Annotated in this window: 22 protein-coding genes; 9 read left to right on the top strand and 13 right to left on the bottom strand. The window is 45.1% G+C overall.

The annotated features are described in order from the left end of the window. Positions 1–191: 191 nt before the first annotated feature. The 6 genes from F6K38_RS16255 to F6K38_RS16230 all read right to left on the bottom strand — a co-directional run bounded on the left by F6K38_RS16255 (position 192) and on the right by F6K38_RS16230 (position 8,352). Entirely contained in the window at positions 192–731 is a 540-nt protein-coding gene (locus F6K38_RS16255) for a Rab family GTPase (protein WP_008181693.1), read from the bottom strand. 275 nt (positions 732–1,006) lie between these two features. Beyond that, on the bottom strand, positions 1,007–3,415 hold the full coding sequence (locus tag F6K38_RS16250) for an OmpA family protein (RefSeq protein ID WP_287356929.1): 2,409 nt from the start codon (positions 3,413–3,415) through the stop codon (positions 1,007–1,009). Positions 3,416–3,588: 173 nt separating this feature from the next. Further along, positions 3,589–4,260: a hypothetical protein gene (locus tag F6K38_RS16245; RefSeq protein WP_008181696.1), complete on the bottom strand. Its 672-nt coding sequence runs from the start codon at positions 4,258–4,260 to the stop codon at positions 3,589–3,591. Positions 4,261–4,597: 337 nt separating this feature from the next. Continuing rightward, positions 4,598–4,840: a TIGR02450 family Trp-rich protein gene (locus F6K38_RS16240; RefSeq protein ID WP_287356928.1), complete on the bottom strand. Its 243-nt coding sequence runs from the start codon at positions 4,838–4,840 to the stop codon at positions 4,598–4,600. Positions 4,841–5,681: 841 nt separating this feature from the next. Then, positions 5,682–6,263, bottom strand: coding sequence for a rhomboid family intramembrane serine protease (locus F6K38_RS16235; protein WP_287257445.1), 582 nt, complete (start codon positions 6,261–6,263; stop codon positions 5,682–5,684). A gap of 151 nt (positions 6,264–6,414) precedes the next feature. Beyond that, positions 6,415–8,352: a S9 family peptidase gene (locus tag F6K38_RS16230; RefSeq protein ID WP_287356927.1), complete on the bottom strand. Its 1,938-nt coding sequence runs from the start codon at positions 8,350–8,352 to the stop codon at positions 6,415–6,417. Positions 8,353–9,186: 834 nt separating this feature from the next. Between F6K38_RS16230 and F6K38_RS16225 the strand changes: the two genes are divergently transcribed. Further along, positions 9,187–9,405, top strand: coding sequence for a DUF4327 family protein (locus tag F6K38_RS16225; protein ID WP_008181701.1), 219 nt, complete (start codon positions 9,187–9,189; stop codon positions 9,403–9,405). Between the two features lie 371 nt (positions 9,406–9,776). Here F6K38_RS16225 and F6K38_RS16220 read toward each other — a convergent pair whose 3' ends face one another. Both F6K38_RS16220 and F6K38_RS16215 read right to left on the bottom strand, forming a co-directional pair. Continuing rightward, positions 9,777–11,000, bottom strand: a complete 1,224-nt coding sequence (locus tag F6K38_RS16220) for a protein kinase domain-containing protein (protein ID WP_044492517.1) — start codon at positions 10,998–11,000, stop codon at positions 9,777–9,779. Between the two features lie 172 nt (positions 11,001–11,172). Next, positions 11,173–13,494, bottom strand: coding sequence for a serine/threonine phosphatase (locus F6K38_RS16215; RefSeq protein ID WP_008181703.1), 2,322 nt, complete (start codon positions 13,492–13,494; stop codon positions 11,173–11,175). Positions 13,495–13,917: 423 nt separating this feature from the next. Between F6K38_RS16215 and F6K38_RS16210 the strand changes: the two genes are divergently transcribed. Beyond that, the gene (locus F6K38_RS16210; RefSeq protein WP_008181704.1) at positions 13,918–14,637 is read left to right on the top strand and encodes a pentapeptide repeat-containing protein; all 720 of its coding nucleotides are present in this window, start codon (positions 13,918–13,920) and stop codon (positions 14,635–14,637) included. A gap of 283 nt (positions 14,638–14,920) precedes the next feature. On the opposite strand, the gene F6K38_RS16205 is transcribed toward F6K38_RS16210, so the two are convergent. Next, positions 14,921–15,397 (bottom strand): TspO/MBR family protein, encoded by a 477-nt coding sequence (locus F6K38_RS16205; RefSeq protein ID WP_287294631.1) that lies wholly within the window; start codon positions 15,395–15,397, stop codon positions 14,921–14,923. Between the two features lie 111 nt (positions 15,398–15,508). On the opposite strand from F6K38_RS16205, the gene F6K38_RS16200 reads away from it, so the two are divergent. After that, the gene (locus tag F6K38_RS16200) at positions 15,509–15,637 is read left to right on the top strand and encodes a hypothetical protein (protein ID WP_267872002.1); all 129 of its coding nucleotides are present in this window, start codon (positions 15,509–15,511) and stop codon (positions 15,635–15,637) included. Here the strand turns inward: F6K38_RS16200 and F6K38_RS16195 are convergent. Next, positions 15,634–16,527 (bottom strand): ParA family protein, encoded by an 894-nt coding sequence (locus tag F6K38_RS16195; RefSeq protein WP_044492539.1) that lies wholly within the window; start codon positions 16,525–16,527, stop codon positions 15,634–15,636. The two genes, F6K38_RS16200 and F6K38_RS16195, sit on opposite strands and share 4 nt — an antisense overlap. Before the next feature lie 25 nt (positions 16,528–16,552). Between F6K38_RS16195 and F6K38_RS16190 the strand changes: the two genes are divergently transcribed. The 3 genes from F6K38_RS16190 to F6K38_RS16180 all read left to right on the top strand — a co-directional run bounded on the left by F6K38_RS16190 (position 16,553) and on the right by F6K38_RS16180 (position 18,658). Beyond that, complete coding sequence (locus F6K38_RS16190) at positions 16,553–17,410, top strand: ParA family protein (protein WP_008181714.1); 858 nt, start codon at positions 16,553–16,555, stop codon at positions 17,408–17,410. A gap of 406 nt (positions 17,411–17,816) precedes the next feature. Then, positions 17,817–18,449, top strand: a complete 633-nt coding sequence (locus F6K38_RS16185; protein WP_008181716.1) for a TIGR04282 family arsenosugar biosynthesis glycosyltransferase — start codon at positions 17,817–17,819, stop codon at positions 18,447–18,449. Then, positions 18,407–18,658: a hypothetical protein gene (locus F6K38_RS16180; protein WP_131826909.1), complete on the top strand. Its 252-nt coding sequence runs from the start codon at positions 18,407–18,409 to the stop codon at positions 18,656–18,658. The genes F6K38_RS16185 and F6K38_RS16180 overlap by 43 nt, the downstream gene beginning before the upstream one ends. A 160-nt stretch (positions 18,659–18,818) precedes the next feature. Here the strand turns inward: F6K38_RS16180 and F6K38_RS16175 are convergent, their stop codons facing one another. Beyond that, the gene (locus tag F6K38_RS16175) at positions 18,819–19,406 is read right to left on the bottom strand and encodes an IS607 family transposase (RefSeq protein ID WP_008181718.1); all 588 of its coding nucleotides are present in this window, start codon (positions 19,404–19,406) and stop codon (positions 18,819–18,821) included. Between the two features lie 252 nt (positions 19,407–19,658). Further along, a complete protein-coding gene (locus F6K38_RS16170) occupies positions 19,659–19,943 on the bottom strand; it encodes a hypothetical protein (protein WP_154659724.1) in 285 nt (94 codons plus the stop codon). A 134-nt stretch (positions 19,944–20,077) separates the two neighbouring features. Between F6K38_RS16170 and F6K38_RS16165 the strand changes: the two genes are divergently transcribed. The 3 genes from F6K38_RS16165 to lipA all read left to right on the top strand — a co-directional run bounded on the left by F6K38_RS16165 (position 20,078) and on the right by lipA (position 22,721). Next, positions 20,078–20,764 carry a TIGR04283 family arsenosugar biosynthesis glycosyltransferase gene (locus tag F6K38_RS16165; RefSeq protein ID WP_287297919.1) on the top strand — a complete coding sequence of 229 codons (687 nt, stop codon included), beginning with the start codon at positions 20,078–20,080 and terminating at the stop codon, positions 20,762–20,764. A 224-nt stretch (positions 20,765–20,988) separates the two neighbouring features. Beyond that, the gene (locus F6K38_RS16160) at positions 20,989–21,366 is read left to right on the top strand and encodes a four helix bundle protein (protein WP_008181721.1); all 378 of its coding nucleotides are present in this window, start codon (positions 20,989–20,991) and stop codon (positions 21,364–21,366) included. Positions 21,367–21,812: 446 nt separating this feature from the next. Further along, positions 21,813–22,721: a lipoyl synthase gene (lipA, locus tag F6K38_RS16155; RefSeq protein WP_287356931.1), complete on the top strand. Its 909-nt coding sequence runs from the start codon at positions 21,813–21,815 to the stop codon at positions 22,719–22,721. 326 nt (positions 22,722–23,047) lie between these two features. Here lipA and F6K38_RS16150 read toward each other — a convergent pair. Next, positions 23,048–23,317: SRPBCC family protein (locus tag F6K38_RS16150; RefSeq protein ID WP_502709580.1), on the bottom strand; the 270-nt coding region annotated here is incomplete at its 5' end.

Genomic DNA, 23,317 nt, shown 5'->3' with positions numbered 1-23,317 from the left:
GCATTTCTAAAATAGGCGAGATATATTTTGGATTTTAATTTTGGATTTTAGTTAATAGGCAACAGGCAACAGGCAACAGGCAACAGGCAACAGGCAACAGGCAACAGGCAACAGGCAACAGGCAACAGGGAAAAAATCTTGTGTACCTCATTGCTATGAGAACCGCTATATATCACTATATATATAACTAATTATTCCTGTTGAAGCGTTCCGCAACCTAATTGCTGAAATATGTCATCGACGTATAACCCGGTTTTCGCTGAGGTATAATAACTGGCTATGACTTGGTCTTGCTGGGCAGTTTTTTTCTGTAACATCTGTTTCAATTCCTCCAGTTTTTCTTGATCCACTAAGTCTGATTTATTTAAGGCAGTAATAATCACCCCTTTGGGATTGATGGATAAAAACAGATCGATATGATGAACAATGTGCTCAATGGTTTCCATGCGAGTTACATCAGCAACAATAATTGCACCCTGAGCTCCTTTTAAATAAGTTGGTGAAATTCCCTTAAATTTAGTATGACCTTCTAAATCCCAAATCATCAATTTTATATCCAGCAGTTCTGATCGGGTTTCATCCTTAAATTTTATGATTTTGCGGGAAATTTTCACTCCGACTGTTGAAAGATATTGGTCACTAAACACACCCTCCACAAATCGGCGGATTAGGCTAGTTTTGCCTACACCAAAGTCTCCAACTAGGCAAATTTTTCGATCAATAGTGGACATTGTTACTGGTTGCTGACAACTGGTTTGAACTCTCGGGGATTGTAAACAGTTGTTAAGAGATGGGCGTGGCTCCAAATCTGAACAGGTTTACGGTATGATTTCTTCAGCGGACTTGAACACCTATTGATAACCGACCGTATGTTCCCAGACAGCACTATGGTTTTAGTGTTAGTGATCTATTGCAGTCGTTGAATCACCTCCTGATTCCAGATTGAATAGACAAGGGACTAAAGTCCATAACTTGTTGTGATCTCCTAGCTAAACCAAAGGGGCTTTCAACTGGGTTTGTTGGTAAACGGATCAAATACGACACATCGATTTAACCACAGCGGTTGACTAGCATCAACATCTGGGGGGCGTTTGCCAACCCCACGCACTTGCAGCCGTTTGGGATCAATGCCTTGCTGAACAAGCACATCTTTTACCATTTGGGCTCGTTGTTGTGCCAATCCCTGATTTTCGGTAAGTTGACCCCTAGGATCGGCGTAGCCGATTATCCTCAGGTGCTTTTGAGGATACCGCTCCATAAATTCCTTAATTGATCGGATTTTAGTGCCTATATCCTCTGGTTTCAACTGGGCTGAACCAAGATCAAAGTAGATCCGGCTGGTAACTTCTAATCCGTGGAGTTGTAAATTGTTCTCGACCGACTTGACACCGGGAATGCTCTCAAAGGCTTGGATAATCTTAGGGAAATCTTTAGCATAGAGTATCGCTCCTTTTACGGTCACCCTGCCTTCTGTATAAGATGCTACAATTACCACTCCATCCATTTGATTCAAGGTGTTTCTCACCCGTTGGACTTGAGCTTGGGTTAACTCATCAGTATAGGGGAGTTCGATCACCTCAATTTGATTATCCAACGCTAAGTTAGGGGCCGCAGCTTTGGCAATTTGCTCGACGTTTGAGCGCAGAGCCTGATTCGGTAGCTGTCCAGCTAGCTTTAGTCTCTGGCGATTGGCTTTAACTGTTAAACCATAATCAGACACTTCTGGGGCATAATAGGCGAGGGCAAGTTGAGTTTTTTGCTCAATGCGACGGTTTATTTTAGCCCTATGCTGATAAAATCCCCCAAATACAGCGATTAAACCCAGAAGCCCCAAGCCAAGCACCAATAAGGCCGGGGGTTTCTTGCCTTTTTTCCGATTTTCCTGAGTATCACGACGCCCTTGACTAAGGGATTGATCTAATAAATTTTGTAAAATTCCCTTGACTCCCACCGGGATAGTTGTATTATCTCCATCAAAAGACCTGATCGGTTTACCATAATGGGTAATAATAGTTTTTAGGCTTTCCCGCAACTGATTAATGAACTGCTGGGTGGGTGCCCCTTGAACTACCACGGCCAGGTAGCAGTATCCCTCTACTTCCAGGATGATCTTGGATGTACCATATTCAATAGCATCGATTTCTGCCACATCCCCAGACTGAGCGATACAGTCATTGACAAAGCTACGGATAGCGGTGAGCATTCCTGCTACCATATCTGACTCTAGATGCTGGCTGTCAGAGGGTTGTACCTCGGCAATCACTAAACCAGAGTCTTTGTGAATCAAAAAGATAGCTCGCGCCTGAAACAGCATCACCTCCCGAAACAGCAGTTCCGCTTCAGAAACCCCCTGCACCTTAGCGCGAATCTTGCGCTTAATTGCTTCAACGCTGAGGGCATTTTCCAGCTTCTCATTGATAGCTCGGATTTCTTCTGCTAAGTATGTGGAAATGGTACTGCCAATGACCGGATACAGAGCATTTACCATGGCCTCTGGCTCAATTATAATCTGTTGCCGGATAGCTGCTGCCATTTCTGGTGCGATCGCAAACCCAACTTCCTCTGGACACTCCATGATCCGGGAGGAAATAGCTACTGGAACTGCGGGAGCGATCGCTTCTCCCACACACACTTTATCCTGTTGAGTTCTGTGGTCAATGACTTCATCAATGATGGGAGTCAGGGAATCGGTCACCGAGGTACTGAACTGAGCTACCGTGAGATCCAGCAGCTTAGCCATCACTGGTAGCAATAGCTTAATCAATTCTTGAGGTTGATCAATCCGATGCTCAAGCCTGCCTTGTCTCTGGGCTAGGGTTTCTATCTGGTCACGAAACTCTGCCATTTCTGGAGATATCACCAGTTCTTGCAAAATCTCAGCCAAGATGTCTAATTCCTGGGAGGTGTCGTGATCAGACTGTGATGGCAGGTCTTGGTTGGTTTCTGTGGCTTCGGATTGGACTAAATTCTCAGCTAATACTGGATCTTCGGAATTTTGAGGCATTTGCGGCAGATGCTCCTTTGGTGTAGGAAGCTGTGGTGATGGGTTCTGATGGGGAAAAACTTTGACACCGAAGGATTGGGGTTGATCCCTTTCTTGAGCTAATGGTTCTTTCTCCTGAACCCTAGACGGGAGGCTGCTACTCCCACGGTCAGTTTGAGGTTCAATAGCTGGAACCTCAAGGTCTTGGAATGAATATTTTTGGACAGTGTCTGCCTGATCAGAGGTCATCCCTTGCTGCTCAGATTTAGGGTGTTGGCTAGGTTGCACCGTCTGATCAATAATCTTGAGGTCAACGAGTAAATTCAGTAAATCCTTCAACTCGCCTTCTCGGCTCGAATTGACCTCAATTGACTCTGATCTAGAATTTTCCGGCTGAGAGGCATCAGCCGGATTTTGGTTTGAAAATGCCACTGGTGGCTATCCGTTACTATTTAACCTTTTGCAAAAATTAGCGATGCTCTGAAAGAGCCGCTACCCGATGAAGCGAAGCTTCCGCTAAAAGCGATCGCACTTTGATTTAAAACTAATCTTAGCGAGAAAATCCAGTTAATTTTTGTGGCTGCCATTGCTCGACTGTGCCAAGTCTATTCCAAAGTCTGAGTTTGCTTGATTAACTGGAGATGATCGTCATCATTAGTAGCAGTTTCTGAGGTGACCGTACCATTATGACCTTTGGTCTGTGGTAATCCAGACCACCCATCACTAGCTTCTTTGAGTGCTGGAACCAATTCAGTCCCTTTGAGCCTCAAACCCAACTCTAACAACATGTCTCCGAGATCTGCTTTCGAGGCTTTGGCATCTTTGAGCTGTGCAAATTTAGTTTCCAGCTCGGCCAAGATCTGCTTTCTGAGATTGATCACATCTTGCTGATGCTGTTCTTTAGTTTCTGAAACTGCCTTCTTTAGGGAGGTGGACTGCTTGTAGACTGTCTCGTCGAGCACCTCAATACTCTTAGAAAACTTTTTGTTCAACAGTTCCACCCGTTCCTGAATCTCATTCCTCTCTTCGGCTGCAGTTAAACTAAGATTACTTATTTTTTTCTCGAGGGAATCTACCCCAGCAGCTATTTCTTTTGAGAGAGTCGTTTTGATCTGCTCAACGCGATCGCGTATTTCCTGCTGCCACATGGATAGGTCAGACTCTATCTTCGTGAAGCGAGTATCATACTCTCGCAGCTTAGAGCCAATAATTATATCACGTATCTTCTCAAGGTTTCCCAGTCTTTCCCGCATTTCTGCTTGATTGATTCCATCCATGACCATAAAACCCAAATAAACAATAAACAATGAACTATAAACAATTACTAGCTTGCCCTGAATTCAAGGAGCGTGCCATTTATCTTATCAATCCGATGCTGCTGTGAACCGGAACCGTTGTGTGACAAACATCTTGAGCCCCATCACTAACCAGACAAAATACCTAAAACCTATTACCATTAGCTTACAGCCAAGACTTTTAATCATCTGCACCAAGGATTTCGCCTTGACCGAGTAGGGGGTTCGTAAGCATATGCGCTACAGATGGTGCTACTTGAGGTGCTATCAGCTTATGCGCCCGCAGCGTGGCCAAAGGCCAACGGCTGAATACTTACGGTTACTCTTCGCTTTCGATTTCGGCTAAAGATTTCCAGCCTGCTTGCCACAAGCCAGGATCTTTAAGCTGTTTAGAATTTAGCCAAAAACGGACATTCGGGTCACAAGAAGCTACCATTTCAGCAAACACCCACTTTCCTTGGTTTTTACGATTGACCACTTGGAAATGCCGCCAGCCCCAAGTTTTCTGTTTAGCTGTCCATTTTGAACCCACAAGATGAGGGAATTTCTGTTTTTGAGCCATTTCCTCTATGGTCTGATTATCAACCTTCTAGTGGTGAGTGCTGAGTAGGGAAAAAATTTTCGTTCTTTATTGGTTATACCTAGAAGTTATACGTAGAAGATTGAGACTGTTACACCTGCCACTAACACTGGGTTTTCCGACTTGACCCAAGGAGCAGACAGATAGTTTGAATCTGTTGCAGTCCCAAAAAGTCTGTGTGGTTTTACTTTCCCACTTAGCACTCACAACTCAGCACTACTTTAGCTTCATCCGCCATTCATCCCACGTCCGCACTGAAAGTCGGCGTGGTCAGAAGTTACCGTAAGAATAAAGAAGCCTTAATTAATAAGTTTTAACCCCTTTTTGCATAACCTGTCGCCTGTAAAGGCTTCTTTATTCTAAGGCGCGCGTCTCCGGGATGAATGGCGGACAGGATCGAAGATCGTTTATACTAGATTATAGTAGGGAAGACAAAATAAGAGCTAACCGCCACCTACGTGCTTAAAAATAGAACTTATTGTATTGTTCCGGCGGGTCGGGGCATCCCGGAGACGAAACCTTAGAATAGGGTTTGAAGTTACCGTAAGATCAGGTCGCCTTTTTGGGTTGTAGGTTATGCAGAAAAGGTTTAAAACTATTGTTATAAAGGCGACCTGATCTAAGGTTTCGTCTCTTGCCTTAATCATAAAGTTTTAACCCTTTACCCATAGCCGACTAACCATAAAGGCTGCCCCAGCGAGGGATTGCTCGCTGGGGTAACTTCTGACCGTGTCGTTAATAAAGTAACCCGTGTATCCGTTCGCGATGGCTGGAGTTGGTAAGAAGCCCACACTGTAATCTTCGATGAGCGTGTGGGAGTATGTCACAGTTTACGCCTTGCCAGTATACGTGCGGCTAGGATACCGCCGATAAAACCAAATAAATGTCCTTGCCAAGATACATGGGGCTGTGAAGGTAAGACACCCCAAACTAAACCACCATAGAGGAAGCCGACTAGAATTGATAGAAAAATTGAGGGTAGGTTTCGTTCAAAGAAGCCTCTAAATAGCAGAAAACCTAGGTAGCCAAAGATCAGCACACTTGCCCCAATGTGAACTGAATTGGGAGCGCCCAACAGCCAAACCCCAAGACCACCCACCACCATGGTGATGGTGGTAACGACGAAAAAGTCGCTAGTTTCTTGCAACATTACAAACCAGCCTAGGACAAGAAAAGGTATAGTGTTGGAAATCAGATGAGAAAAACCGCCGTGGAGAAAAGGGGCAAATAAAATACCCCGCAGCCCAATTGGGTTGCGGGGAAGGATGCCATATAGATCAAGTTTCCTTCCAAAAATGAATATATCCACCAGCTCTACAATCCACATCAGAGCGACCCATCCACCGAGGATGATTGCCTGAGTTTTTAACTCACTGGTTATTGATTGTCTTTCCTGCCTAGTCATTGTTGATGAGTTTATGGTGAACAATAATATCGAAACCAATAGACAAATACTGACATTGGCTTACTTCGCAGGTGTTGCTCCATGTCTACAGAGTAACTTAATTGATCAAGGCAATTAACCAATGACTAATGACTAATAACTAAACTAATAACTAATAATTATAAATACTTACAGGTTCTATCGCCTCTGCTAGCTCAAATCCAAATACCCGGGAGTAAAAATACAACTCCCCTTCGAGAGTCCGTTTAATCGTTTCTGCTTTACGAAAACCATGTTGCTCCCCTTCATAGGTAACATAGGCTACAGGTAACCCCTTAGCCTTCAAAGCGGCCACCATCATTTCTGCTTGGTTAGGGGGGACTACCTTGTCTTCTAGCCCCTGGAAAAAAATTACAGGACACGACAGTTGGTCTGTGAAATGAATAGGCGATCGCTTTTGATACAAATCTTTACGTTCTGGGTAAGGACCGATCAAGCTATCTAGATACCGGGACTCAAATTTGTGGGTATCCTTGGCTAGTACCTCCAAATCACTGACACCGTAGTAGCTAGCCCCAGCTTTAAACACATCTCGGAATGTCAGAGCAGCTAGAGTTGTATAACCCCCAGCACTCCCCCCAGCAATGGCCAGTCGCTCACCATCAACTAGTCCTTGCTTAGCTAGGTATTGCGCGCCATTGGTGCAGTCATCAACATCCACAATCCCCCAGTTGTTTTTAAGGCGCTGACGATAGTCCCGCCCATAGCCAGTACTCCCTCCATAGTTAACATCTAGGATGGCAAAACCACGAGACGTCCAGTATTGAATTTTTAGATTAAAGGCACTAGAAGTGGCCGCCGTAGGTCCACCGTGGCTTTTGACAATTAGGGGTGGTTTTTCGGAGGTTGGTGCGGTGTAGTCTTTGTTTAGTGGTGGGTAGAAGAAACCATAAGCGGTCAGTCCATTAGTTGTGGGAAATGCGATCGCTTGAGGCGGCGATAGATAGCCAGTATCGATAGCTAACTCACTCGACTTCCTCAATACATTGATTTGTCCATTTGTCAAGTCCAACTGAACAATTGCAGTTGCTTCTGTTACAGAACCAGCGATCAAAACCGCTTGATTATCAGCTACCTTTAGGTCGGAAATACTGGTGTATGGTGTGGCAATCACCGACTGCTGCTTGGTGTTTAGGTCTATACTAGCTAAATGCCAGTTTCCTTCCTGAGTATAGGTACATATGATTCGATTGGCACCATCGAAGCCATAAGTAGACATGCCAAAGACCCACTGGGGTAGTCCAAACTCGGCTTCCATTTCACACAGGGGTTCGATTTCCCCTCGGGTTGGTTGCCAGCGGTAGAGATTCCACCAATTAGTGCGATCGCATACAAAGTAAAGTACACCATCTGGTGACCACTCTGGCTGAAATACCGACTCATCAACCCCACCAGCAATGAGCTCTGCAACACCTAGAGAACCATCGGTTAAGATTGGAGCTACCCAGAGTTGAGTACCATCCCAGGGCATATTGGGATGATTCCAGCTTAGCCAAGCGAGTTTAGAGCAATCGGGACTTAGGCGCGGCGAGGAGTAAAAGTCACAGCCAGAGGCTAGCACTTGAATATCTTCACCGTTTTCTAGGCTGATGCTAACCAAGGTATTGACTGGTTCCCCATCCACCGTGTGGTTTTCTCGCACACAGATTATACGTCCTCTTTCCTGGTCAATTACTGCATCACCATAGCGCCAGTTAGCTATGGGGGTTAGGGGTTGGGGTTTGGAGCTTGGGGTTTGTTGGTACAGACGTTGGTCAGCCAAATTATAGAAGTAAATTGTGCCATCCTTAACTGCAATTGCACCACCACCATACTCGTTAACCCGAGTACGAGCATTGAAGGGCTCGGGAGTCAGATCAACAGTTTTGCCATCAGGGGTGCGTCGCACGATTACATTGCGTCCAGCTTCTGCAGGTCGCCCTTCAATCCAGTAAACATCCTTTTGATCAAGGGCAATGCTGCCCAACCTAACGCTGCTTTGAACAATCATGTCAGCGCTAATAGGGGATTTCCAGGAACCATAGGGGGCAAGGTGTGGTGGTTGGGTCATTGAAAAGCTGTAATTGGCTCTAAATTCCTTGGGCTATAGGTACTATCATAACCTGAGTGACATACTCCCGACGCTGCCCTAACGGGACAGCGCGGGCTTCTTACCAACTCCACCCAACGGTATCGGCTTTCGCCGACGCTGCGCGAACGGATACACGGGTTACTTTATTAACAACACGGTCATAAGTTACCGTAAGGATAGGGTCGCCTTATTTCATGAGTTTTAACCCTTTTCTGCATAGCCAGCTCGCCTATAAAGGCGACCCTATCTATCGGTTTCGTCTCCGGGATGCCCCGACCCCCCGGAACAATACAAAAAGTTCTAGAACCAAAGTACTGCAGGCGAGCACCTTGAGCGAATTTAATGGGCTCAAGGTGCGAGCACCTATGAAATTTTACCCATCCACAGATAACTCAAACTATCAAGTTTTTTTCGGGATGGAACCCCATATTCGGTGGTTTTCAAGGTTGCTGTTAGTAGGTGGCGGTTAGCTCTTAATTTGTTTTCCCTACTCTTCCTAGTATATTACATTGGCATTTCGACGTTCCGACCCTTGCCCCGCGCTTCCCATACGACGCTCACCCTATCGGGTAGAGCGCGGGGCTTCTCGCGGCTTGGCTAAGTGTCTATGGTTCGCGTTAAAGTAGGGATTCCCGTACATTTACCCAGATCGGGCTTGCTTAAATGCATCCGATTGCGCTACAAGAGTATAGAGGGGCTTCCTTGCCGTACAAAACTCTACAGATCGGCGCATTACCGCAAAGGGGAAGCATTGTAGTTCAGGTATTCGCAAAAGCCAATCTAACAACAGAATTGATTTAGAGATTTTAGAGTATGACTCAAACAGTTACTCACCCCATGGTGAAGTTGCAACGCCATGTGCGTTCACTGGCGGAATCCAAAATTATTAAACCCAGTGACAGCCTTTGGAAAATTGCCCTGCTCTATGGGGACGAATGGTCCTACTGGAAACAGGAACTTACTGAATTCGGGTTTACCATGCAAGACCCGATCAGTGACTTACTAGCTGTGGAAGCCTGGGACGAAGAATGATCTGATCCTGTTTCAGGTTAAGTACTTATCTATCTCTGTTGTTCGTCTATATGAAAATTGACAATTGAAAGTTGTCAGTGGTTAATTGGCTATTAACAATTAGCTATTAACAATTCAAAATTGACAATTAACAAAAGGCGAACAACGGGGATCAACCATTTTTAGAAGTAATTAACCGGACTTGATCTGACTTGTTTCGCTCCCATTTGGCGTCCACGCTTCAATAGGTGGAGCTTGGTCATGGATGAGGAGACAGCGCGGGTAGGGTGAGTATATCCTTTCTTTATTCCCTTATCCCCCTTATCCTAATCACTAGCGATCGCCAAATTATGCCCGTGAAATTTCTGCTCATATTCATGCTTCGCCGACTCCTAAATACAAGCAACCAAAGCCTGCATCAGTTCTTTTGCCGTTTGGTAGCGATCGCAAGCCCTTGGTTGACAAACCCGCTCAATCACTTTCCTTAATTGGGGAGTAACAGTGGGAACGCCTGATACATCAAACCGATATCCTGAACTACGCCTTTGATAATACTTTAGAGGAGCTTCCCCGGTGAGCAGAAATATGAGAGTTGGGCCAATGGCGTAAAGATCCGATTGAGTGCAAGGCTGACCTCGGTCTTGTTCAGGAGCACTATATCCCTCGGCACCAATCCGTGTGCCTGGTATTGTGCCAATTTCTTTAACAGCACCGAAATCCAACATCACAATTCGGTTATCTCGATGGCGCACCATCAAATTCGCGGGCTTAACGTCTCGGTGGATTAGAGGCGGCTGGCGGTCGTGGATGTAGTCTAAGATATCGCAAGTCTGAATCATCCACTCTACTGCCTGGGGCAAGGTGACTGGTCCAGTGCTCAAGACACGTTTTTCTAAATCTTCACCGTGGATCAGAGCCATGGCTAAGTATTTTTTCCCCCCTTCCACAAAAAAGTCGTAATACTGGGGAATTCCGGGATGATTCAGGGTTTTTAGGGTGCGAGCCTCTCGTTCAAACAGTTCTTGAGCCTTGGAAATTTGAGCCATGTCAGCATTCATTTCCTTCAGTACTAGTAGGAGTGGGTATCCATCCTTGCTGTTAACTTTGTCCCAGGCAAGATAAGTGGTTCCCATTCCCCCCTGTCCCAATGTCCGCAAAACATGGTAGTTGCGAATGACTCCCTCGACTGGCACCAAGGGTTGACCACAGTGAATACAGAACAAATTGCCTGGTGCATTGCCTTGGTGTTGGCATGGCTTAGTAGTCTCAGTCAAGGGCAAGGGTGCTAGGGAAGGGAGTTGCTGGGTTTGAACTTGGAATTGCAGCCTCGGACCTTTCTGGGCTAGCTGAATCAGAGCCTTTTCCGGCAGCACCCCCTGGGAAACCAAGACACCATTGAGGAAGGTGCCATTGGCACCCTGATTGACCAACTGCCACATCGGACCCGATGGGGAAGCACTAGCCCTGAGTTCCAGGTGATGTCGTGACACGATCGGGTCATCGACAATCACATCATTATCAGGAGCACGACCAATGCGAATCGTAGATTTGCTCTGAAAGCTCCACTGCTGCACTGGAGTGGGGCTTAACGGATCTAATAGGGTCAGTGTGACCATAGTCAGTTGTCCTTTGTCCAAAGTCCTTTGTGGGTTTTATCCTTTGTGGGTTTTATCCTTTGTCGGTTTTGTCCTTTGTCCAAAGTGACTAACCAGAATCTACTGGCAGCTACTAATCACCTAGCTAATCACTAATCACCTAGCTAATCACTAATCACATACAACTAATCACCTAATTTAATGTTGGTTGAGCCAAGTTTGGTCGCACCTTCACCCGAACTAGGATTAGTGTAATGTTGTCGTGACCATTATGCTCATTTGCCAGCTCAATCAAGTTAACCAGACCCTGATCGAGGCTAGCTCGGGAACTTAGTAAAGGCGCTAAGTGAGTTTGCCAGTAATTTTCCAACAGGTCATTATCTGACAAACCATCAGAACAAAGTAAGAATATAGTATCTTCTGCGATATCTATGAATTGCACATCAGGATTTAGGAATTGCTCACTGCGCGGTCCAAGGGCTTGAGTTAGTTGATAGGCATCAGGGCGAGAGTAAGCGAGCTCTGGATCTACTCCGTGCTGGATTTCTCGTTGACCCACCTCGTGGTCTATAGTGATTTGCTCTAAGCCTCGTTTGCGAGTTAGACGATAGACCCGACTATCTCCGACATGGACAATCCCTACCTTGGTATTTTGAATCAACATCATGACTAGAGTCGTACCCATTCGACCGCTGCCAGAGCGAGCATTTTGTTGGTTGATATCGAAAATCGCTTGATTTGTTACATAGACCGATTTCCTGAGACTATCTTCTGTGGGAAACTCGTCTTGCCAATTTTGTTTAAAGTAATTCTGGAGTACCTCTACTGCCATAGAACTGGCTACTTCCCCAGCCGCATGCCCTCCCATGCCATCGCAGAGAATATATAAACCACGAGCTTGTATAGTTCGACCAATGGGATTTTCCTGCTTTTTGAGTTGGGTCTCGATGCCAAAACAATCCTCATTATGATCTCTTTGATGACCAATATCTGTAATACCGAGATCATCGAGACTCTGCAAGCTCATTGGCAACAGTACCGTTGGCATGTCATCCCCTTGTTGCTCAATTCCTGGTAGATCAGACAATAATTCCTGGCTATCAGGAGGTTGAGTGTCTGCCGTTGCCATTTCTGAGACTACAGCCTCAGTTAATTCCATACCGGATTCGTATGGGTCAGATTCTTGTTCGTGAGCAATGGCTTGCAGATGCGATCGCAATTCCTCAATGGTTTCAATTTCCTTTGTACACAACTGCCGGACAACCGTTGACAAGGAGGTAAATTGAGTTCGCTGGGACTCGTTAAATAATCGTTGCCACAGTTGTCCCAAATCCTCTAGGGTTAGGGGATTTTCCTCCCTGTCGGGATATAGACGCTCCAAACCTAGTGCTTGGTCTTCATCCACCCGGAGATTCGTCAGTTCCAACAGACTCTGACGACAATGCCAAGGCTCTAGAGCTTGCCAAAGCTTTGCCATTTCATCGAGCCAGTATAGGATTTGCAGTTTAGAAAACTCTTCGGACCCCCACAACTTACTCAGTAACTGCCATTCTGAACGGTTTTCTAGCAGGATTATCGCCTTACCATTTTGCTGCCAAACATCATGAATTTCTGGCACGCTAGGGTAACATAAGTCCTTGAGAGCCAAATAGGGTTTAGCACTCTGTGGGATATCTAGGACTTTCCAAACGTCTACGTTTTCTTTCGAGGAAGGTTTTGGCTGCTCTAGGGTTGTGGATAGATCAAATTTCTCTGGAGACAATTTTGTTTGATTAATCAGGGCTTCTAGGGGAGACTTTTGTAACGGTTGGCAGTCCAAAACTGTGACAAAGATACTATCATCTGTTGTCTTACTTTCCCCGATCTGATAGAGTTGATCAGGTTCTAGTACTCTGTAACGCTTACCCTGGTCTAGATAGACAATTGTTGCTGTCTCTGAAGTTGGGTTTTCGAGATTAGGAATTGACCAGCTCGAAGCTTCAGTAGATTGAGGTTTCTTCTGTATTGGGCTAATCTCTAGTAATGGCTCCTCTGATGATTCTAGTTCCACTTGATCACAGCCACTTCTGTTGTTTATCGATGCTTCATCAGCGAAGACTGTTGATGCTTGGGACAAGGTGCCATCATCCCCTGGCTCTGTTAGTATAGTATCCGATTTAGTTAGCCACTCTTGTGTTGTTTCTAGGAATGATGCTGGCTGGGTTAGTTCCCTCTCGGTCTGGTCAGACTCTGGTTGGGAGACCGCTACTGCCGTAGCCTGCTCAGCTGAGGAGTCTGACACCTCAACCGGAGTTTGAGGAGAATACTGGGGGGACCTTGCCGAATTTTGCTGCTTAGAAATAATTGCCCTCCAAACCGTTCCTGTGAAGGCACCGCAGTTGTGACAAGTTTCAGCATTTAGGGGCACTTGGCTAGCGCATTCATGACAACTTTTATCGGTTAGGGAAGTTCCACATCGTTGACAAAACTTGTTGGTATTTGGGTTCTCGAACTGACACTGGGGACAAACTAACATAATGGAACTTCCTTAATCCTTAAATTCCGCGCTTTGGTGGGTAACTTTTAAGATTTCATCTAACTGCCATCTAGTTGGCCATGCTGTAATCTATGATGGCAGCTTTTAGCAGCATAGCCTGATTCCAATTTTTACGCTGTCGTGCAATGTGATTTCATGGTATAATTAAATTAATTTTTTAGTAACTATTTTTTTATAGGCTACACCCTATAGTCTACCCAGGGAGCATAGGGTGACAACAAGCAAACGGTAAACTAGCTCTATTATCGCGCCTTTCTGCCAAAGCCTCTACTCTTATTCCAGCAAACAGCTGCTATTGCTATATACAAAAGTTTAAACTTTTATTCCGGTAGGGGCGAATAATCTCTTGTATCTCTCTAAGTAGAGTGCGACTCTCAGGTCAATCTGGGCAAGCTTTTGCTTATGAACATTAAACTATCTTTAATCATCGCTGTGGTCTTAGCGGCAACTATAGCAATTGCTCTTCATCTATCATCTCAGCAACAGGTTAGCATATCCCTAAAAACTAATGATAACTCCAGTAAGACCATTCAACATCCAAAAGCCAAGACAAAAGTGCTTGAGTTAATGTTAAAAACCAAGACCTGTGTAGAGTGTGATCTGATGGGTATTGATTTGAGTGGACTTGACTTAAGTGGAGTTGACTTTAGCAGAGCTGACTTTAGCCAAGCTAACTTATCCGATAGTAACCTAGAGAACGCTAATCTCAAAGATGCCAAAGTGATTGGTGCTCGTTTTGAAAACGCGAAGTTAACCTCTGCTGACTTAGATGGCGCTGACTTTAAAGATACTAACTTGAAAGGTGCTGATCTCAGTGATGCTAATCTCCTCAATATCCGATTGGCTAATGCTGATTTAAGTACTGCTATTCTTAATCGTACTGAGCTTCGAGAAGCTGACTTGACTGGTGCCAATATGGAGCATGCTGACTTGAGTCATGCTAGTATTTATGGTGCCATTTTGAGGGAGGCTAATCTCACTGGTGCTAACCTTTATAAAGCGAATTTGCGTTACGCCAATTTGCAAGATGCGGTATTAAAGGGTACTAATCTAAAAGGCGCTGATTTACAATTTGCTGTGATGCCTGATGGCAAAACTGTTTATGGAACGGATGATTACTGAGCTCTAGGACAATGAAATTAAGAAACTTGCGTGTAAAAAAAAATCCCAATTCAAGTAGGGTGGGCAAAGTAATCTGATCTAGAAGACTCCTTTGAACCAAACTGTTTTTGCCCACCCTACTACAATTAAAAAAAATCCCAATTCAAGTAGGGTGGGCAAAGTAATCTGATCTAGAAGACTCATTTTAACCAAACTGTTTTTGCCCACCCTACTACAATTAAAAAAAATACTCTGTTACGTCACCTGACGGCTGACGGCTGACGGCTGAATGCTTACAAATAAATTATGCTGCCCCTGGATTAAGTCGCCTCATTTCCCAGGTGGTGTAGGTACCAATCGGACTCCAAATTATGTAGGGAAGTAGTAACAAAAACGCCACCAGGGATACGGGATAAATCAGTAAACCCAGGATAAGACTTAATAAGGCACCTGTGCCACCAATAATGGTGCCAACGGTGAGGCTACGAAACAGAAACATCACTGGTGTATAAGCCATGGTGATGATTTCTAGTAGTAGATATAAACCCATCAGCAACCAGGTGCTTCCGCTACCTGGGTCATGCTCCCAAACTATATACGCTGACCAACCACCGCAAATAAAGATAGTTATCCAGATTAGGGGAATTGCTCCCTCGAAGGTGAGCCATTCCGGACGACGTAGGCGATAGAACCATCTGACTCCTGCCGGTCTGGTGATTAAGTTACCAGCGAATGCTACTAGCAGGGTTACCGCTGCAATTACCATCCAAGATTTAATCATTATTTTGGCCTTGCTCCTAAATTCCCAATTTCCTCAAAAATGAGCAAAAATGTAGTTTGACCCGGTGGTGCGTTACGGGCAGCAACCTAACACTTGCGCTCGAGGATGAACATGAGGGCAAGCCCGCCCCTAACGCACCCTACGCACCCTACGCACTCCCGATTCCCGATTCCCGATTCCCGATTCCCGATTCCCGATTCCCGATTCCCGATTCCCGATTCCACCCTCCTGCTCAACTAGTTCTTAGATTTATTTGTTATAATATTCGATAATTTTTGGATAAATTCTTGAGTGAATTGAGTAAAGGCTTTGGCTCCTGGTGCTTGGGGTTCATTGACGACCACAGGTCGAAACTCATCCACGGCTTTGGCAACCGCAACATTCCTGGGAATTTCTATAGTAAAAATTTTGTCTTTCCCAAAATTATCGGTCAATCGGTTCTTGACTTGTGTCGCCATATTGGTGGCGTGACCAAGGGAGAAAAACAGAATCCCAATCAGGGTTATCCCAGAGCGATCGCTTTGTACCAGCTTTTTGATCTGACCTTCTTCGAGGATGCCAATCCCAACCACTGATAAAGGTTCAGGTTTGGCAGGAATGAGATAAAAATCACTAGCAATAATTCCGCTACGAGTGATAATATTCTCACTTGGAGGGAAATCCAATAGAATAAAATCGTAGGTTTGTTGAACTGGCTCAAGGGCACGCTTAATTAAATAATTTTCTAGCTGATTCCAGTTGTTTTCAAACTCTTGGGGATTATCCTTTGACTGAGAAAACAGCAATGCAGCCAATAGAAAATCATTGTAGGTTTCGATATCCCCTGGCAATAAATCTAGTCCATCCACTCGACAAATATTGCGCTGAATCGCTTGTTCAACGGGAATATATGCCTGAGTGGGTGACTGAATCACTTGATTAATTATTTTTTTTAAGGTTCGGTCCTCCTTCTTGAGTTTAGCAAATTGCACTGGAGGCATCAGGCTTAGGGTAGCATTAATCTGGGTATCGAGATCAACGATTAATACTCGCATGCCATAATCTTTGGCAAGACAGGTAGCAAGGTTGACGGTGGTGGTAGTCTTGCCAACACCGCCTTTCATATTGACTATAGAAATGGTGTATCCCAGTTTTGACAAAAAGAGGTAACATAACGTGAAGGTCATTGCAGTATACCATAACAAAGGCGGCGTCGGGAAAACCACAACGGTGGTTAACCTAGGGGCAGCTATCCGAAAAAACCGCAAAAAAGTGCTGATCATCGATCTTGATAGCCAAGCGAATGCTACCTTTGCTACCGGACTGGTTAAATTTCATGACGAAGCCTTTGATGATATCAAAGAGTGTAATATTCTCCATGTTTTGCAATCTGAAGAATTCTTCTCAATCTCGGAAGTAGCTAGAAAATCTGAATTCAGCAATCCAGAAATTGATGTGGTTCCTGCTCACATTGATCTGATGAAATATGAGCTTGATATGAATCAGCTTGATTTTAGCCTGCTCATGCTGATTGATAAACTAGACGATGTTAAAAATTACTATGATGTGGTAATTATTGATACCCCTCCCTCTTGGAATTTATATGCTAGAATTGCTTTAATCACTGCTGACTTTTTAATCATTCCTTCAGACCTCAAGCCTTTTTCTAATCAAGGCTTACTGAATGTCAAAGATTTTATCAGAGCGATTAATGGCTATAGAAAACAAATCCAAATTAAGCCGCCCCTTAACGTCTTGGGAGTGTTGCCTTGTAAAATAGCAACCAATAACATGTTCATACAGCATACCTTGCCAAAACGGATCAAAGCAATTTCCGACCGCTATGGCTTTGATGTCATGAAGAGTGTTATTTTCGATCGAGATGATTTGGCAAAGTGTGCTGAACAAGTTGAAAAAGTAGACAATCAGGATATACCGTCTCCTGTGTCTGTGTTGGATTATAAACCATATTGTATGGCTTCAGAAGAATTTCGGTCTCTTGCCCAAGAAGTTTTGGAAAAAATAGGGATGTAAGCTATCAGCTATCAGCTATCAGCTATCAGCGAACAGCGATTAGCGCTACGCGCACGCTACGCGAACAGCTATCAGCTATCAAATGATGAGCATTTTTGACCTTACCAAAAATACCTATATACTTTCTTTACTCTTGCCTCTTGCCTCTTGCCTTTCCCAAGCGCGACTATGTTAATAACTAAACTCAAAATGCTATAAGTAGGTACACAAAATTACTTACACATTTTACAAAAAAAAAGCTTTGCAGGGTAAGGGTTACAGAGATTTGCAATAGGTAATTAATTCTGTGTAGGTGCTTAAAAATCGGTGTAGTAATTGTGATAATTATTGTCCCCTAATCCCGACTCCCGATTCCCGACTCCCGACTCCCGACTCCCTATTCCCTACTCCCTATTCCCTTCATATAATGATACTGACAGAACGCTTAATTATTTTCAGCCGCTATCCAGAGCCGGGAAAGACTAAAACCCGGATGATACCAGCTCTAGGAGCGGATGGTGCGGCAAAGCTTCAACGTCGCATGACGGAACACACTGTTGCCCAGGTCAAGGAATTTACAACTGGTCGCCCTGTGTCTGTAGAAATCCATTTTGCTGGTGGTAATCAACAGCTAATGGAGAATTGGTTAGGCTCAAATCTGGTCTATAAACCTCAGAGTGATGGGGATTTGGGCAAGCGAATCACAACGGCATTTCAGTTATCGTTTGCGGAAAGCATGACCAAAGTTGTGATAATTGGTATTGATTGCCCCGATTTGAATAGTTCGGTGATGAATCAGGCATTTGAGGCTCTAGACAATCATGATTTAGTACTTGGAGCAGCTAAGGATGGCGGCTACTATCTGGTTGGTCTAAGTCGATTGATTCCAGAGTTGTTTGTGGGAGTGAATTGGGGAACATCTGAGGTTTTGCAGCAAACCGTGGATATTGCTAACAGTCTTAACCTAACTATCGGGATGCTTTCCGAGCTTACTGATGTTGACCGCCCAGAGGATCTGTGGGTAGTATCAAATTTGATGGGAGTAGGGAATCGGGAGTAGGGAATCGGGAATCGGGAATCGGGAGTAGGGAATCGGGAATCGGGATAAGCATTCAGCGGTCAGCGGTCAGCGGTGAGCTAAAGGCTCACGCTGCGCGAACAGCTTTGTGGAACAGGCTTTGGCCTTGGCCTTTTGGCCTTTTGGCCACGCTACGCGAACGGCCACGCGTGCGCGTTTGGCCACGCTGTGCGAACGACGCTGGGACTTAACTCAGCATTATTCGAATGCTTATCTCTTTCATTAAATAACTGATCACTGAAAGCTGAAAGCTGAAAGCTGTTCGCGTAGCGTGCGCGTAGCGCTAATCGCTGTTCGCTGTTCGCGTAGCGTGCGCGTAGCGCTAATCGCTGTTCGCTGAAAGCTAATAGCTTACGTTTTGGAACTCTTAGCACTATGGAGTTTTTCTGAAAAGATTGTGATCAGCTCCATGATGTCTTTGACTAATTCTTGTTCAACGCTGATGTCTTCTGATGATTTGTTGATAATTATTACTTCTGTATTGAATTCTTGACACATCGCAAAGACTAATTCAGCACTAACTCTAAGCAGCCTATCTTTGTGAGTAATTACAACTCTGCCAACATTCCCCTGCATGATTCGCTTGAGCAGTTTCTGTAAGCCTTTATTTTGGGAATTGATTCCGGCACCTGAATCTTGAATTGTCTCATACTGCCAACCATTAGCAGTACTAAAAGACTCTAAAATCTTGATTTGCTTGACTAAATCTTCTTTTTGGTCTTGATCTGAAACACGGGCATAGTTAATGGTTATCCGATCATCGATCTGACCGACATTTCGTGGTGTAATGTGTTTGATATCAGCTACATAAAATCGCCTATGACCACTAGGAGACCGTTTTGACCTAATCTTTCCTGCATCTGCCCACCTCCTTAAGGTTTTAACTGAGACCCCTAGCTCACTGGCTGCTTCTCCAATACTAATGGTTAACCCTGACATGTTGGATTTATCACCTTATTTTAATTAAGTTTAATCAGCTATCAGCTTTCAGCTTTCAGCTTTCAGCTTTCAGCTTTCAGTTATTAGCTATCAGCTATCAGCTTTCAGCTATCAGCTTTCAGTTATTAGCTATCAGCTTTCAGCTATCAGCTTTCAGCTATCAGTTATTAGCTATCAGCTTTCAGTGATCAGCTATCAGCTATCAGTGATCAGCTATCAGCTATCAGTTATTATCAGCTATTAGTTATCAGCTTATGGGTTATCACAGCGTCGTTCGCACAGCGTGGCCAAACGCGCACGCGTGGCCGTTCGCGTAGCGTGGCCAAAAGGCCAAAAGGCCAAGGCCAAAGCCTGTGCCACACTACAGATGGTGCTTTTCAATAAAATAAGCTGACGGCTGACCACTGACGGCTGACCACTGACCACTGACCGCTGTTCGCGTAGCGTGCGCGTAGCGCATAGGCTGACCGCTGTTCGCGTAGCGTGCGCGTAGCGCATAGGCTGACCGCTGACCACTGACCACTGACCACTGACCACTGACCACCTAGTTTACCTTTTATTATATCCCTTTAATGTAATAAATGTCTAAATATGGATACAAATTAAGGGAACATTGGTTATTTCCTACTCAAGGATGCTAATTTGTCAGAAACAATGCCTAAACGTCTTGCGTGATAGTAAAAATTTCCATTATCATCCCGGTTCTCAATGAGGCTAGTCACATAGCTGATACTTTGGCTACGGTTAGGGGAGCGTCTAATGTGGAAGTGATTGTGGTAGATGGGGGCAGTGATGATGAAACTGTTGCGATCGCACAATCAATGGGTGCTAAGATTATAGCTGCTGGTGCCGGTCGCGCTAGTCAAATGAATGCTGGGGCTGCGGTTGCTACTGGAGATATTCTACTGTTTCTCCATGCTGATACCCGTTTACCTAAAGGATTTGATACCTTAGTTCGCGAAGGGTTACAAGACCATGAAACCGTGGCTGGTGCCTTTGAATTAGCCATTGATGCTAACCTGCGGGGGGTAAGGCTAATTGAGCGGATGGTGAATTTGCGATCGCGTTTTTGCTCTCTGCCTTACGGTGATCAGGCTATCTTTATCAAGACTAAGGTGTTTACAGACCTGGGGGGTTTTCTTAATCTACCGATTATGGAAGATTTTGACTTGATGCGACGCCTCCGCCACCTAGGTAAAATAACTATCCTTAGTCAACCTGTGCTAACATCAGGACGCCGTTGGCAGACCTTAGGGGTTGTGAAAACTACATTAATTAACCAACTGGTGATCGTTGCCTATCATTTGGGGGTTTCTCCTCACCGGATTGTGGGTTGGTATCGTAGAGCAAAAGGATGAAGAAGTCGGGAATCGGGAATCGGGAATCGGGAATTGGGAATCGATGTGTGACTATTTATCAAAAAATAGTGGGAACGCTTAGTATACAAAAGCTAATAATTTTATAAATGGCAAATGTTTTCGGAGACTGACAACCATAGGGATAAGCGCGTTTCTATCATAGAGGTACTCCCGATTACCGACTCCCGATTACCGACTCCCGATTCCCGAACTCTAGTTGAAGCATGAGCAATTATAGTCAAATTCAGTCTTATCAAGATTTGCGAGTTTGGCAAAAGGGAATGGATGTAGCGGAGAGTTGTTATGTTATCACCAGAGAATTCCCTAAACAGGAAATGTATGGGATGACTGCACAGATAAGGAGAGCAGCTGCATCAATTCCTGCTAATATTGCAGAGGGATATGGACGGGAGTATCGAGGAGAATATGTTCAATTTCTTAGAATAGCTCAAGGCTCTCTCAAAGAATTGGAAACCCATCTTTTCTTATCGGTCAGAGTTAAACTGGCTAACTCGGTCGCGGTTAATCCGATTTTAGGTGAGTGTGAAGCTTTAGGAAGAATGCTACGTTCTCTAATTCGGTCATTGCTAGACAACTCATAATTCCGGAGTGGGGAATCGGGAATCGGGAGCGGTGCGACCCGTGGCGAATTTAATTACGGGTCAAGCGCACCGAGGGAATCGGGAGGAGTAGATAGTAGACCTATGCGCAAAAGTAGTTTTATGATAGTGTTTGCATCAATTCTTGTCTACTGTTCTGGTGATCCCCTGTTCCAGACAACTGCCGCGAAGTCAAGTCTTTGTGTGACTAGTTAAAGAATAGTAGACTTCGTTTGATGGAAATAGTTTTGTGGAATAGCCATCTTGGTAGAATAGCCATCTAACCTGGAACGGGCATCTTGCCCGTTGCTCCTGTTACAATTCTATTCGACTCCCGATTCCCGATTCCCGATTCCCGATTCCCGATTCCCGATTCCCGATTCCCGATTCCCCACTCCCGATTCCCGATTCCCGATTCCCGATTCCCCACTCCCGACTCCCGATTCCCCATGACTACACAAAAACAATGGCGTTCAGAAATTACTGCACTTCCCTCTTGGTTGCGACGTCCGATTGGTAATGCTAGTGACATCTCAACGGTGCAGCGGATTATTAAACAACGGCAGATTCACACCATTTGTGAGGAGGGACGTTGCCCGAACCGAGGTGAGTGCTATTCTCAGAAAACCGCTACATTTTTGTTGATGGGACCGACATGTACACGGTCTTGTGCATTTTGTCAAGTGGATAAAGGTCATGCTCCCATGGCCCTAGACCCAGAGGAGCCCCAGAAAGTAGCGGAATCGGTACAGTTATTGGGCTTGCGGTATGTGGTGCTGACCTCTGTGGCTCGGGATGATTTGCCAGACCAGGGTGCCGGTTGGTTTGTCGCTACCATGGATGCCATCCGCCAACTCAATCCAGGTACTGACATAGAAGTGCTAACAGCAGATTTCTGGGGGGGTAAAGGTGATCACGATCAAATCTCAGCAGAGTTGCAACAGCAACGGATAGCAACGGTGGTGGAGGCCAAGCCAGCCTGTTACAACCACAATATTGAAACAGTCCAGCGCTTACAGGGCAAGGTGCGCCGGGGAGCACAATATCAGCGATCGCTAGATGTGCTCAGCATTGTCAAACAACTGAATCCCGCCATTCCCACTAAATCCGGATTAATGTTGGGCCATGGGGAAACCAAAGCAGAGGTGATTGAGGCCATGGCGGATTTAGGTAAGATTGGATGCGATCGCATCACCCTCGGTCAATATATGCGTCCCTCTCTCCAACATCTACCGGTACAAAAATACTGGACACCGGAAGAGTTTGATGAGCTAGGTGCGATCGCACGGGATATGGGGTTTGCCCATGTTCGTTCCGGTCCTTTGGTTCGTAGTTCTTACCATGCGGGGGAAACTTGAAGGTTTAAGGTTCAACTGTTAAGTTCTAGGGAATCGGGAATCGGGAATCGGGAATCGGGAATCGGGAATCGGGAAAAGAGAAAAAATTCTATTTACCTGATAGTTCTGAAAAACGCTGTCTCCTAATCATTACTATTGATCAAAATATCCCCATCTCCCCATCTCCCCACACTCCCCACACCTCCCTATCTCCCCATCCCCCCATCTCCCACACTCCCTATCTCCCCATCTTCCCACTCCCTCGGTGCGCTTGACCCGTAATTAAATTCGCCTAGGTCAAGCGCACCGCTCCCGATTCCCGACTCCCGATTCCCGACTCCCCACTCCTACCCTTTCACCTTCAAGGCATAATCCCGGAATCGTTCTAAATCTTCCTGGATGGTAGATTCAACTAGGTTACCTAAAAATAAGTTATCCATTAACTGACCAAGAATGCCGGGAATGCCGTAAGCGATAGTCAGCTTAACGATACTGCTATCCTTACGGTCGTAGAAGCGCACTGCACCTCGATTGGGCAAACCATCTACTGATTCCCACTGAATAATCTGGTGTGGGACTAATTTCAGAATTCGAGAGAGCCAGCTAAACTCAAAACC

This window comes from Moorena sp. SIO3B2, assembly GCF_010692525.1.
Lineage (GTDB): Bacteria > Cyanobacteriota > Cyanobacteriia > Cyanobacteriales > Coleofasciculaceae > Moorena > Moorena producens.
The sequence above is the reverse complement of the archived record's forward strand: the minus strand, read 5'-3'. Positions and strand labels throughout refer to the sequence as shown.

Excerpts from the sequence above, each read along its gene's own strand:
- F6K38_RS16210 (WP_008181704.1), top strand. The coding sequence starts at position 13,918 with ATGAACATTAAACTATCTTTAATCATCGCTGTGGTCTTAGCGGCAACT.
- F6K38_RS16255 (WP_008181693.1), bottom strand. The coding sequence starts at position 731 with ATGTCCACTATTGATCGAAAAATTTGCCTAGTTGGAGACTTTGGTGTA.
- F6K38_RS16175 (WP_008181718.1), bottom strand. The coding sequence starts at position 19,406 with ATGTCAGGGTTAACCATTAGTATTGGAGAAGCAGCCAGTGAGCTAGGG.
- F6K38_RS16235 (WP_287257445.1), bottom strand. The coding sequence starts at position 6,263 with ATGACTAGGCAGGAAAGACAATCAATAACCAGTGAGTTAAAAACTCAG.
- lipA (WP_287356931.1), top strand. The coding sequence starts at position 21,813 with ATGACTACACAAAAACAATGGCGTTCAGAAATTACTGCACTTCCCTCT.
- F6K38_RS16200 (WP_267872002.1), top strand. The coding sequence starts at position 15,509 with ATGAGGGCAAGCCCGCCCCTAACGCACCCTACGCACCCTACGCACTCC.
- F6K38_RS16230 (WP_287356927.1), bottom strand. The coding sequence starts at position 8,352 with ATGACCCAACCACCACACCTTGCCCCCTATGGTTCCTGGAAATCCCCT.
- F6K38_RS16245 (WP_008181696.1), bottom strand. The coding sequence starts at position 4,260 with ATGGATGGAATCAATCAAGCAGAAATGCGGGAAAGACTGGGAAACCTT.
- F6K38_RS16240 (WP_287356928.1), bottom strand. The coding sequence starts at position 4,840 with ATGGCTCAAAAACAGAAATTCCCTCATCTTGTGGGTTCAAAATGGACA.
- F6K38_RS16185 (WP_008181716.1), top strand. The coding sequence starts at position 17,817 with ATGATACTGACAGAACGCTTAATTATTTTCAGCCGCTATCCAGAGCCG.
- F6K38_RS16215 (WP_008181703.1), bottom strand. The coding sequence starts at position 13,494 with ATGTTAGTTTGTCCCCAGTGTCAGTTCGAGAACCCAAATACCAACAAG.
- F6K38_RS16160 (WP_008181721.1), top strand. The coding sequence starts at position 20,989 with ATGAGCAATTATAGTCAAATTCAGTCTTATCAAGATTTGCGAGTTTGG.
- F6K38_RS16205 (WP_287294631.1), bottom strand. The coding sequence starts at position 15,397 with ATGATTAAATCTTGGATGGTAATTGCAGCGGTAACCCTGCTAGTAGCA.
- F6K38_RS16220 (WP_044492517.1), bottom strand. The coding sequence starts at position 11,000 with ATGGTCACACTGACCCTATTAGATCCGTTAAGCCCCACTCCAGTGCAG.
- F6K38_RS16225 (WP_008181701.1), top strand. The coding sequence starts at position 9,187 with ATGACTCAAACAGTTACTCACCCCATGGTGAAGTTGCAACGCCATGTG.